The sequence below is a fragment of the Flavobacterium sp. 9R genome (assembly GCF_902506345.1).
Taxonomy (GTDB): domain Bacteria; phylum Bacteroidota; class Bacteroidia; order Flavobacteriales; family Flavobacteriaceae; genus Flavobacterium.
This window is the reverse complement of record NZ_LR733413.1, coordinates 1,327,600-1,340,000: the sequence shown is the minus strand read 5'-3', so window position 1 is coordinate 1,340,000 and position 12,401 is coordinate 1,327,600. Positions and strand designations below refer to the sequence as shown.

Genomic DNA, 12,401 nt, shown 5'->3' with positions numbered 1-12,401 from the left:
GCAAAAGGCACGCCGTCACCCCACAAAAGGGCTCCGACCGCTTGTAAGCGTATGGTTTCAGGATCTATTTCACTCCGTTATTCACGGTTCTTTTCACCTTTCCCTCACGGTACTGGTTCACTATCGGTCTCTCAGGAGTATTTAGCCTTAGCGGATGGTCCCGCCAAATTCAGACAGGGTTTCACGTGCCCCGCCCTACTCAGGATACCACTATCCTTTACATTCATTACTTATACGGGACTATCACCCTCTTTGGTCCTACTTTCCAGTAGATTCTAATTCTTTATGCAAGAAATGTCGTGGTCCTACAACCCCAACATTGCCGTAACAACATTGGTTTGGGCTAATCCGCGTTCGCTCGCCACTACTTACGGAATCACTTTTGTTTTCTTCTCCTCCGCCTACTTAGATGTTTCAGTTCAGCGGGTTTGCCCACCTATCGGTGTACTATGTCTTCAACATAGTGGGTTGCCCCATTCGGATATCTACGGATCAATTCGTGTGTGCCGATCCCCGTAGCTTTTCGCAGCTTATCACGTCCTTCTTCGCCTCTGAGAGCCTAGGCATCCCCCATACGCCCTTATTTTGCTTATTGTACCAATCTTGTTCTTAAAACAAGACCGTTTTTTTTCGATTTACTAAATAAATAGCAAATCAATTTCCTAATCAAGTTAAAATAGTAGTCCCGGGCAGACTCGAACTGCCGACCCCTACATTATCAGTGTAGTACTCTAACCAGCTGAGCTACGAGACTCTGTTTTTTACTTAATTCTTTATTCAATTTCTTTAAATTAACAGCAAGAGTAATATAATCAATACTTCAGAACCAATGAGTGTGATTCTTTTTCCTTAGCGTGCTATAAGCTAACACTAAGGCTCTAGAAAGGAGGTGTTCCAGCCGCACCTTCCGGTACGGCTACCTTGTTACGACTTAGCCCTAGTTACTAGTTTTACCCTAGGCAGCTCCTTGCGGTCACCGACTTCAGGCACCCCCAGCTTCCATGGCTTGACGGGCGGTGTGTACAAGGCCCGGGAACGTATTCACCGGATCATGGCTGATATCCGATTACTAGCGATTCCAGCTTCACGGAGTCGAGTTGCAGACTCCGATCCGAACTGTGACCGGCTTTGTAGATTCGCTCCTGGTCACCCAGTGGCTGCTCTCTGTACCGGCCATTGTAGCACGTGTGTAGCCCAAGGCGTAAGGGCCGTGATGATTTGACGTCATCCCCACCTTCCTCACAGTTTGCACTGGCAGTCTCGTTAGAGTTCCCGACATGACTCGCTGGCAACTAACAACAGGGGTTGCGCTCGTTATAGGACTTAACCTGACACCTCACGGCACGAGCTGACGACAACCATGCAGCACCTTGTAAATTGTCTTGCGAAAAGTCTGTTTCCAAACCGGTCAATCTACATTTAAGCCTTGGTAAGGTTCCTCGCGTATCATCGAATTAAACCACATGCTCCACCGCTTGTGCGGGCCCCCGTCAATTCCTTTGAGTTTCATTCTTGCGAACGTACTCCCCAGGTGGGATACTTATCACTTTCGCTTAGCCACTGAACTTGCGCCCAACAGCTAGTATCCATCGTTTACGGCGTGGACTACCAGGGTATCTAATCCTGTTCGCTACCCACGCTTTCGTCCATCAGCGTCAATCCATTAGTAGTAACCTGCCTTCGCAATTGGTATTCCATGTAATCTCTAAGCATTTCACCGCTACACTACATATTCTAGTTACTTCCTAATAATTCAAGTCTAGCAGTATCAATGGCCGTTCCACCGTTGAGCGATGGGCTTTCACCACTGACTTACTAAACCGCCTACGGACCCTTTAAACCCAATGATTCCGGATAACGCTTGGATCCTCCGTATTACCGCGGCTGCTGGCACGGAGTTAGCCGATCCTTATTCTTACAGTACCGTCAAGCTGGTTCACGAACCAGTGTTTCTTCCTGTACAAAAGCAGTTTACAATCCATAGGACCGTCATCCTGCACGCGGCATGGCTGGATCAGGCTTGCGCCCATTGTCCAATATTCCTCACTGCTGCCTCCCGTAGGAGTCTGGTCCGTGTCTCAGTACCAGTGTGGGGGATCTCCCTCTCAGGACCCCTACCCATCGTAGCCTTGGTAAGCCGTTACCTTACCAACAAGCTAATGGGACGCATGCTCATCTTTTGCCGTTGTGACTTTAATGTGAAAATGATGCCATTCTCACATACTATGAGGTATTAATCCAAATTTCTCTGGGCTATCCCTCTGCAAAAGGTAGATTGCATACGCGTTACGCACCCGTGCGCCGGTCTCTAGTTCCGAAGAACTATACCCCTCGACTTGCATGTGTTAAGCCTGCCGCTAGCGTTCATCCTGAGCCAGGATCAAACTCTTCATCGTATATTGTTTAAGCTGAATGTTATTCAGCTTCTTTTTATTATTCGAATCAGTTACTCTCGGTTTTATTCTAATCTCTCGATTATCTTACTCTTATTTCTTTGTTTCGATTTGCATCGAAACGGCTGTCAATTCAATATGTCTAGGAACGTATTCTTCTTTNTTGGTTTTTTCTTGGCAGCAAACCAATACTGCCATATTGCTTATAAAATCGAACCCATTTACGAATGTTAGACTCATTTAGACCTTTTTGTTTAGAAACATAATTGCACGAATAATGTTTTTCTAATACTAATTTTACGCATTCAAGTTTAAATGAAGCATCATATCTGACTTTTCTTTCCATAAAAATACCCCCAAATAGTGTCTAACTTTTTGGGGGCAGTCTAAGCAATTGGATTTTTTTTATTTTTAATGCATATTAATTATTTTCTTTAATAAAAAAGAGGATAATTATTCCAAAATCAACATTTATTCGTTTTAAAGTGTTAAGTTTTCATTATTATAATTTTATTTTATTACTTTAGTTTTTAAGTTAACCAAAATGAAAGTAAAGCCCCACTTTAAAACAATAAAAATGAAACAAAAATCTTTAGTAATTATTTGCATCGCGTTCAGTTTATCTTTGTTTGCGCAAAAAAGTAATGGTATTTATGGAGACTCTAATTGGATGAACAATTGGACCAATTTTAAACCTGCAACAGCAGAATACCCAGAAACCAATGAGGTATTGCCAGACATTATCAACAAAGACACCAAACTAGTAAGTACCAAAACCTACCTTCTAAACAACAGAGTGTATGTGACCAATAATGCTACACTTACAATTGAACCAGGTACTGTAATCAGAGGAGGTGTAGGAGATATCGACTATTGTGGAACCTTAATCATTACTCAAGGGTCCAAACTTATTGCCGAAGGGACAGAAAAAGCACCAATTGTTTTTACTTCTGAAAAAGCAGCTACAGTAAGAAAACCAGGAAACTGGGGTGGCATCATCATCCTAGGCAATGCACCCGTAAATAAAATTAACAAAGACAACAAGCATATTTTAACAGATTTCAATCTTGATACTACAAAAGCTACCTATGGCGGTGATAAACCAGAAGATAATTCTGGAAGTTTAAAGTATGTTCGCATTGAATTTGCTGGAAAAAAAATAAACGGTTCAAAAGAAATCAATGCCCTTATCTTAGCTGGTGTTGGAAAAAAAACAGCCTTGAGCCATATTCAAGTTAGCTACTCAAATGGAGATGCTTATCAAATAACTGGCGGTGAAGTAGCTATGAATAACGTAATTTCTTTTAGAAATGATGACGATGATTTTGACTTCTCAGAAGGAACTCAAGCAACACTAAATAATAGTATTGCAATTCGTCACCCTTTTTCATCTGGTTCAGGAAATTCAAGATGTTTTGAAATTGATTCGTATGACAAACAAGAAAATGCAGATATGGCTAAAAAGCTTACGAATGTAAAAGCCAACAATATTACATTTGTAAATATTGAAGAAAATAATCAAGGATTGGTTCGTGAAGCTATCTACCTTAAAGAAAACTGCAATTTGACTTTTACAAATAGTATTGTTTCTGGATTTGCACCTTTTGTATTATTAGGTGAAAAAATAACATTATCTCCAGAAAATTTCGCTAAAATCAATTTAAAAAACATCATTGTAAACCGTTGTAAAGAAAACTTAGTGAGCGAAGAACAAAGCTATAATGGAAAACTAAAATACTGGCCAGACCCAGCTTCAATGGAATTTGAAATTGCAACAACTCCAATTATTGACTTGTTTACTTCAATAGATTTGAAAAACAACCCAGATTTTAGAAAAAAACAAAGTGCTATACTAGTAAACAATCGATAATTAAAAAAACACTAGTAAGTGTTTGAAATCTAACAAAAAACAATAAAAAAATACTTTATTTTTTATCTTTTACTTTTGATTAGTTCAAATTCCTTTATATATTTGCTCAACAAAAAAAAATATGAGAACAATAACAAACAATACTTGGTGGTGGAATTCTTTACGTCAAACGTCGTGAACAAAGCTCCTATAGTATTATTTGAACTATTATAAATAAAAGGCTTGTCATCACGACAAGCCTTTTTTTATTGCCTTGTTTTCAGTAAAAAACCAACAACTAAAAGTCTTAATTAAAAAGATATGAAAGCCTATTTATTAAATACCCATTACAAGCAAATCCTTGCCGACACCATTACACCCGTTAGTGTTTATTTAAAAATTAGAGATAAATTCCCTAACAGTTTATTATTGGAAAGTAGTGATTATCATGGAAACGATAACAGTTTCTCCTACATTTGCTGCAATCCTATTGCTTCTTTTAAAATAGAAAACGAAATCATCACTAAGAATTATCCAGATGGAACTTCAGAAACTATTAACATAGATTCTTCTACCAAAATACCTGAGATTATTCAGAACTTTTCAAGTCAATTTGAATCCAAGAAAAATGATTTTAAATTCATAAATAACGGGCTATTTGGTTACATTGCTTATGATGCTGTTCGCTATTTCGAAAAAGTAAGTATTGCAAAAAAAGAAAACAGCACGACTATCCCAGATGTATATTATGCGGTATACCAAAACATCATAGCCATCAATCATTTCAAAAACGAAGCCTATATTTTTTGTCATAGTTTGGATGGAAAAAATAATATTTCTGAAATCGAACAACTCTTGCAATCTCGAAACATTGCTTCGTATAAATTCTCAAAAGAAGGCGAAGGTTTTTCGAACCTTACAGATGAAGAATTCAAACACAATGTGGCATTAGCCAAAAAACATTGTTTCCGTGGCGATGTTTTTCAATTGGTTTTATCACGACGTTTTACACAAGGTTTCAAAGGCGATGAATTTAATGTGTATCGTGCTTTGCGAAGCATTAACCCTTCCCCCTATTTATTCTTTTTTGACTATGGTGATTTCAAATTATTCGGTTCTTCTCCGGAAGCTCAGATTATTGTAAAAAACAGAAAAGCCGAAATTCACCCTATCGCAGGAACATTCAAACGAACAGGCGATGATGAAAAAGATGCTGTTTTAGCCAAAGCTCTTTCTGAAGATAAAAAAGAGAATAGTGAACATGTGATGCTTGTAGATTTAGCCAGAAATGATTTAAGTCGCAACGGACATGACGTTCAAGTAGAAAGATACCGTGAGGTGCAATTTTTCTCCCATGTTATCCATTTAGTTTCCAAAGTTACAGGGTATTTACACGAAAAAGCCCTAACGTTACAAGTGGTCGCAGACACCTTCCCTGCTGGAACGTTGAGTGGCGCTCCAAAACATAGAGCTATGCAATTGATTGAAGAGTATGAAAAAACCAATCGTGCTTTTTATGGAGGTGCCATAGGTTTTATGGATTTTGAAGGCAATTTTAATCACGCAATTATGATTCGAACTTTCTTGAGCAAAAACCATCAATTGCATTCACAAGCAGGTGCAGGAATCGTAGCAAGCTCTGATGAAGAAAGCGAAATGCAAGAAGTTTATAACAAACTTAGAGCCTTAAATACCGCATTGGATTTGGCAGAGACGATTTAAACATTAAAATTAAAAATATGAAAACAACAATCAGTTGCTTACTAATGATTGTCCTTTTTACAGCTTGTAATCTTGCTGAAAAACAAGAAAAGGCAAAGAAAAATAATGGCATTGAAGGCACTTGGCGACTCGTATCGGCAATTAAAATTATAAAAGACAGTACTTTTTCAACCTTCAATCCCAAAACGAAGATGATAAAAATAATTAATGGCACTCATTTTTCTTTCTTCAACCATGATTTGAATAATGGAAAAGACAGTGCAGCAGTCTATTTTGCTGGAGGAGGAAAGTATACTTTAAAAGATAGTCTTTACACTGAAAATCTAGAATACTTTTCACTTAGAGAATGGGAAAACAACAAATTTGATTTTGTAGTAAAAGTTCAAAATGACACTTTAACACAAAAAGGAATCGAAAAAATTGAAAAACTTGGTGTAGACCAAATCATAATCGAAAAATACGTTCGAGAAAAATAATCAAACAATATGAAAAAAATACTAGTCATAGACAATTACGATAGCTTCACGTACAACTTAGTACATTATTTAGAAGATTTAGATTGTGAAGTAACGGTGTACCGAAACGATGAATTTGATTTGGATGAAATCGCTCATTTCGACAAAATTTTATTATCGCCAGGACCAGGTATCCCCGACGAAGCAGGCTTGCTCAAAGCAGTGATTCAAAAATACGGTCCCACCAAAAGCATTTTTGGAGTATGCCTTGGTCAACAAGCCATTGGAGAAGTCTACGGCGGTACTTTGTCCAATTTAGACAAAGTGTATCACGGGGTAGCTACAACGGTAAAAACGATTGTAAATGACGAACTTCTTTTTGACGGATTAGAACCGACATTCGAAGTGGGGCGCTACCATTCTTGGGTGGTCGATGCGAATGTCCCGGATGTTTTAGAAATCACATCCATAGACGAAAACGGTCAAGTGATGTCTTTGCGTCATAAAACCTATGATGTTCGCGGCGTACAATTTCACCCCGAAAGTGTATTGACTCCTGACGGAAAAAAAATGTTAGAGAATTGGGTAAAAAATTAGTGCTCAGTTTTCGGTATTAAGTAAACAGTCCTTTTTGAAAACAAAACTAAGAATCTTAGTTATTTACAAACTTAGTATTTCATAAAAATGAAAAACATATTAAACAGACTCATCAATCACGAAATGCTCTCTAAAGAAGAAGCAAAAAATGTATTGATTAATATATCCAACGGAAGTTATAATCCTAGTCAAATTGCCTCTTTTTTGACTGTTTATATGATGCGCAGCATTAGCATAGACGAGTTAGCTGGTTTCAGAGAAGCATTATTGGATTTGTGTATCAAAGTTGATTTATCCGTCTACAATGCCATTGATTTATGTGGTACAGGAGGCGATGGAAAAGACACCTTTAACATCTCCACTTTAGCTTCCTTTGTTGCAGCGGGAGCAGGAATTAAAGTTGCCAAACACGGCAATTACGGCGTGTCTTCTATTTCTGGTTCCAGTAATGTACTCGAAAAAATGGGAGTCCAGTTTAGTAACGACGCCTCATTTTTAGAAAAATGTATTGACCAAGCGGGTATTTGCGTGTTGCACGCACCTCTTTTTCATCCTGCAATGAAAAATGTAGGACCCATACGAAAAGAACTGGCGGTAAAAACCTTTTTTAATATGTTGGGGCCGATGGTCAATCCTTCCTTTCCCAAAAATCAATTGGTTGGGGTTTTTAATTTAGAATTAGCCAGAATGTATGGCTATTTGTATCAAAACACCGAGGTGAATTTTACTATCCTGCACGCACTCGATGGCTACGATGAGATTTCATTGACGTGTCCAACCAAAACAATTACCAAAACAATGGAAGGTATGTTGCATCCGACTGATTTTGGTGTGTCTCTTTTGTCTCAAAACGAAATCGAAGGCGGAAAAACCATTGAAGAATCAGCAACTATGTTCCATACTATTCTTTCAGGAAAAGGAACGGAAGCTCAAAACAATGTGGTTTGTGCCAATGCTGCTATGGCCATTGCAACCGTTACCCAATGCACTCCTTTAGAAGGATTTCAAATAGCGAAAGAAAGTTTGCTATCTGGCAAAGGCTTGGTAGCTTTGAACAAACTAAAAGAGTTAAGTAACTAAAAATAGTTTAAAAGTTTAAGGTTTAAAGTGGTTGAAATAGTCCACAACTTTAAACCTTAAACAAAGAAAACTTTAAACAAAAAATTAATGAACATCCTAGATAAAATCATCATCGATAAAAAAAGAGAAGTCCTTCTCAAGAAATCCATCATTCCCGTTTCGCAATTGGAAGCTTCTGTATTTTTTGAAAAACAGACGATTTCTCTTAGCCAAAAATTAAAAGAAAGTCCTTCTGGAATTATTGCCGAACACAAACGTCGTTCCCCTTCCAAATCCATCATCAACAATAATTTTACGGTTGAAGAAGTAGTAAAAGGCTACGAAAATGCAGGAGCTTGCGGCATTTCTGTACTAACCGACGGCAAATATTTCGGGGGTTCGCTAGATGACTTACTCTTAGCAAGAGCCTCGGTAAATATTCCGCTTTTGCGAAAAGAATTTATAGTCGATGAATACCAAATCCTAGAAGCCAAAGCCCACGGAGCCGATTTAATCCTACTCATCGCAGCAGTTTTAACTCGTGAAGAAATTCAATCGTTATCCCAATTTGCTAAAAGTTTAGGACTAGAAGTTTTGCTTGAAGTGCATAATTTAGAAGAATTAGAAAAATCGATTATGCCCACACTGGATATGATTGGAGTAAACAATCGCAACCTCAAAACCTTCGAAGTGAGTTTGGATTTTAGCAAAGAATTAGCCTCCAAAATTCCAAATGATTTTGTCAAAGTATCCGAAAGTGGCATTTCGACTGTTGAGGCGATTCAAGAATTAAAACCCTACGGATACCAAGGCTTTTTGATTGGAGAAAACTTTATGAAAACAGATAACGCAGGCGAAGCTGCCACAAAATTTATTGAAGAGCTATTAGCAATTGGCAATTAGCTTTTAGCTAACTATTAACAACTCCATATTTCCAAACCATTAACTGCTAATGGCTAAAAGCCAAAAGCTAAAAGCTAAAAACAATGAAACTTAAAATCTGCGGTATGAAATACCCTGATAACATACTCGAAGTAGCAGCCCTCCTACCCGATTATATAGGATTTATCTTTTGGAAAAAGTCGGCTCGTTATTTTGAAGGACCTATGCCTGACTTACCCAAATCTATCAAAAAAGTGGGAGTTTTTGTCAACGAAAAAAGTGATAGCATCCTAGACAAAGTAGCCCAATACGATTTACAAGCCGTACAGTTACACGGACAAGAATCGGCATCTTTTTGTTTGGAATTAAAAAATAAATTAGGGACTAGTGTCGAAATCATAAAAGTATTCTCAGCAGATGAAACCTTTGATTTTAACCTATTAAAACCCTACGAGCCTGTTTGTGATTTCTTTCTTTTTGATACCAAAGGCAAATTACCCGGAGGCAACGGAACCACTTTTGATTGGACCATTTTACAAAAGTATCCTTCCTCTAAACCATTTTTCCTTAGTGGAGGCATCGGAATTGACGAAATAGCAGCAGTAAACGAAATTTTGAACACCCATTTACCTCTTTACGCCATAGACGTGAATAGTAAATTTGAAATAGAACCTGGATTAAAAAACATCAATCTTGTAAGGACAATTCGCGAATTGTCCCTACGTAAAAAAAATAAAAAAATGTCATACAACGTAAACGAAAAAGGCTATTATGGTCAGTTTGGAGGAGCCTACATTCCAGAAATGTTATATCCTAATGTAGAAGAATTGCGCCAAAACTATTTGGACATTACAGCTACACCCGATTTTAAAGAAGAATTCAACCAGCTATTAAAAGATTATGTTGGGCGTCCAAGCCCATTGTATTTTGCGAAGCGATTGTCTGAAAAATACAATACCAAAGTCTACTTAAAAAGAGAAGACCTCAACCATACGGGTGCACACAAAATCAACAACACGATTGGACAAATTTTAGTCGCCAAAAAATTAGGCAAAAAACGCATCATCGCCGAAACAGGTGCGGGGCAACACGGTGTGGCCACCGCTACCGTTTGCGCCTTAATGGGATTAGAATGCATCGTTTATATGGGCGAAATCGACATTGCTCGTCAAGCACCTAATGTGGCTCGAATGAAAATGTTGGGTGCTACCGTACGTCCAGCCTTATCAGGTTCTCGTACCCTCAAAGACGCTACTAACGAAGCCATCCGCGATTGGATTAACAATCCCGTAGACACGCATTACATCATTGGTTCCGCCATTGGACCTCACCCTTATCCTGATATGGTTACCCGTTTTCAGAGTGTCATTTCCGAAGAAATCAAATGGCAATTAAACGAAAAAGAAGGTCGCGAAAACCCAGACTATGTCGTAGCTTGTATTGGTGGCGGAAGTAATGCTGCTGGGACATTTTACCATTTCTTAGACCAAGAAGAAGTCGGCATTATTGCCGTAGAAGCTGCTGGAAAAGGTGTCGATTCAGGACATAGTGCCGCTACGAGCAAACTAGGAAAAATGGGAATCATTCACGGTTGCAAAACCCTGTTGATGCAAACCCCAGATGGTCAAATTACGGAGCCCTACTCAATCTCGGCTGGCCTAGATTATCCGGGTGTGGGACCTATGCACGCCCATTTGGCTGAATCTGGTCGTGCCGAATTCTATTCCGTTACCGATGATGATGCTATGGAGTTTGGACTCGAATTGTGTAAATTAGAAGGCATCATTCCCGCCATCGAAACCTCGCACGCCTTGGCTATTTTCAAACAAAAACAATTCAAACCCTCAGATATTGTCGTGATTAGCCTTTCAGGACGAGGAGATAAAGATTTAAATACGTATATTGACTACTTTAAATTGTAGTAGGGCGTTACCACAAGGGTCGGGCTGTACGCTATATCTCTAGGGGCGAACCCCGCCCCTAGAGGATGCCGCTCCCATCCCTAACGCAAACCCTGCATCACCAGAAATGAAGTAGTCATCAACACCAAAGTACTATGCAAAAATTATTTACATACGGAACATTACAGCATCCCGAGGTGCAAGAAGATCTTTTTGGAAGAACACTCAAAGGAACCCCAGAAACGCTTTTGGGCTATCGTGTCAAAGAAATCCAAATCGAAGAAGAATTTGGTTTAATCAACTACCCCATCATCGTTGAAACCGAAAATCCTGAAGATACCATTCAGGGTATTGTGTATGACGTGACGACCAATGATCTTCGCCAAGCCGACCTCTACGAAGGAAAGCATTATAAACGTGTAGAAGTAGTTTTGCAATCCAACCAAAAGGCTTGGGCTTATAGTTTGGTGGTGTAGACAAAAAAACAACCGCAAATTCGCAAATTTTAAGGTATTTACTTTTAAAATATCCGCCACAAATTACACGGATAAACACTAATTCAGAACATTTCTATTATTCCACGAATCCTTAAGAACTGTATAATTAGTGCAATTCAACTTCAAAATTGATGATTTAGTGCCAATTTGTGTTTTTCGTGGCTAACATTTTAAAATGGCAATTTGAGGTAAATACAATTTTAAACTTAACTAAAAAGTCTCGCTTGCATTAGATTTGAGACCAAAAAACATAGAATTTTAGATAGAAAGAATAAATTATGAACAGAATCAATCAAAAATTACAAGAAGATAAAAAAATATTGTCCATCTATTTTTCTGCGGGCTATCCTAACCTGAATGATACCGTTCAAATCATTCAAGATTTAGAAAAAAATGGCGTCGATATGATCGAAATCGGATTGCCATTTAGTGATCCTTTGGCAGATGGTCCGACCATTCAGGCGAGTTCAACGCAAGCCTTGCACAACGGAATGACCACTCAAGTATTGTTTGACCAACTAAAAGACATTCGAAAAACAGTCAACATTCCTTTAGTGATTATGGGATACTTTAATCCGATGCTACAGTATGGTGTGGAAAAGTTCTGTGCTACGTGCGCCGAAATAGGAATCGATGGATTGATTATTCCTGATTTACCTGTAGATGTGTATGCTGACGAATACAAAGCAATTTTTGAAAAATACGGTTTAAAAAACATCTTTTTAATCACGCCACAAACTTCAGACGAACGCATCCATTTTATCGATAGTGTTTCGGATGGTTTTATTTATATGGTAAGCTCGGCTAGTGTAACAGGTTCCAGTGCAGGATTTGGAAACACACAAGAAGCGTATTTCCAACGCATCGCTCAAATGAATTTGAAAAATCCTCAAGTTATCGGCTTCGGAATCAACAATGCCGAAACTTTCCAACAAGCTACTCAATTTGCCAAAGGAGCCATTATTGGAAGTGCCTTTATTACTTATTTAAAAGAAAATGGAACTGCTAACATCAAAGCATTCGTGGAATCCATTCGATAACTAGTC

At 38.4% G+C, this 12,401-nt stretch carries 10 protein-coding genes, 1 tRNA gene, 2 rRNA genes and 1 pseudogene (1 of these 14 running past the window's edge); 10 read left to right on the top strand and 4 right to left on the bottom strand.

Annotated features, from left to right (window positions below; translation table 11 throughout):
- From FLAVO9AF_RS05935 to FLAVO9AF_RS05920, 4 genes are all read right to left on the bottom strand, one after another.
- Positions 1-595, bottom strand: a 23S ribosomal RNA gene (locus FLAVO9AF_RS05935) (it extends 2,289 nt beyond the left edge of the window).
- An 85-nt stretch (positions 596-680) separates the two neighbouring features.
- Positions 681-754: transfer RNA gene (locus tag FLAVO9AF_RS05930), tRNA-Ile, on the bottom strand.
- 128 nt (positions 755-882) lie between these two features.
- Positions 883-2,396, bottom strand: a 16S ribosomal RNA gene (locus tag FLAVO9AF_RS05925).
- The 16S and 23S rRNA genes sit together here with 1 tRNA gene alongside, the layout of an rRNA operon.
- 160 nt (positions 2,397-2,556) lie before the next feature.
- On the bottom strand, positions 2,557-2,739 hold a 183-nt coding region (locus tag FLAVO9AF_RS05920), incomplete at its 3' end, for a transposase (RefSeq protein ID WP_236552285.1).
- Positions 2,740-2,970: 231 nt separating this feature from the next.
- On the opposite strand from FLAVO9AF_RS05920, the gene FLAVO9AF_RS05915 reads away from it, so the two are divergent.
- From FLAVO9AF_RS05915 to trpA, 10 genes and pseudogenes are all read left to right on the top strand, one after another.
- The gene (locus FLAVO9AF_RS05915) at positions 2,971-4,263 is read left to right on the top strand and encodes a hypothetical protein (protein ID WP_159685680.1); all 1,293 of its coding nucleotides are present in this window, start codon (positions 2,971-2,973) and stop codon (positions 4,261-4,263) included.
- A 300-nt stretch (positions 4,264-4,563) separates the two neighbouring features.
- The gene (locus tag FLAVO9AF_RS05910) at positions 4,564-5,964 is read left to right on the top strand and encodes an anthranilate synthase component I family protein (RefSeq protein WP_159685678.1); all 1,401 of its coding nucleotides are present in this window, start codon (positions 4,564-4,566) and stop codon (positions 5,962-5,964) included.
- A gap of 17 nt (positions 5,965-5,981) precedes the next feature.
- A complete protein-coding gene (locus FLAVO9AF_RS05905) occupies positions 5,982-6,440 on the top strand; it encodes a hypothetical protein (protein WP_159685676.1) in 459 nt (152 codons plus the stop codon).
- 9 nt (positions 6,441-6,449) lie between these two features.
- Complete coding sequence (locus FLAVO9AF_RS05900) at positions 6,450-7,016, top strand: aminodeoxychorismate/anthranilate synthase component II (protein ID WP_159685674.1); 567 nt, start codon at positions 6,450-6,452, stop codon at positions 7,014-7,016.
- Between the two features lie 87 nt (positions 7,017-7,103).
- The gene (gene trpD / locus FLAVO9AF_RS05895) at positions 7,104-8,096 is read left to right on the top strand and encodes an anthranilate phosphoribosyltransferase (protein ID WP_159685672.1); all 993 of its coding nucleotides are present in this window, start codon (positions 7,104-7,106) and stop codon (positions 8,094-8,096) included.
- An 87-nt stretch (positions 8,097-8,183) separates the two neighbouring features.
- On the top strand, positions 8,184-8,978 hold the full coding sequence (gene trpC / locus FLAVO9AF_RS05890) for an indole-3-glycerol phosphate synthase TrpC (protein ID WP_159685670.1): 795 nt from the start codon (positions 8,184-8,186) through the stop codon (positions 8,976-8,978).
- Between the two features lie 83 nt (positions 8,979-9,061).
- Positions 9,062-9,652 (top strand): annotated as a pseudogene (locus FLAVO9AF_RS15765) (phosphoribosylanthranilate isomerase); the annotation flags it as partial.
- 45 nt (positions 9,653-9,697) lie between these two features.
- The gene (gene trpB / locus FLAVO9AF_RS05885; RefSeq protein ID WP_315173700.1) at positions 9,698-10,879 is read left to right on the top strand and encodes a tryptophan synthase subunit beta; all 1,182 of its coding nucleotides are present in this window, start codon (positions 9,698-9,700) and stop codon (positions 10,877-10,879) included.
- 134 nt (positions 10,880-11,013) lie between these two features.
- On the top strand, positions 11,014-11,334 hold the full coding sequence (locus FLAVO9AF_RS05880; protein WP_078211750.1) for a gamma-glutamylcyclotransferase family protein: 321 nt from the start codon (positions 11,014-11,016) through the stop codon (positions 11,332-11,334).
- Between the two features lie 299 nt (positions 11,335-11,633).
- On the top strand, positions 11,634-12,395 hold the full coding sequence (trpA, locus tag FLAVO9AF_RS05875; RefSeq protein WP_159685666.1) for a tryptophan synthase subunit alpha: 762 nt from the start codon (positions 11,634-11,636) through the stop codon (positions 12,393-12,395).
- Positions 12,396-12,401: the final 6 nt, after the last annotated feature.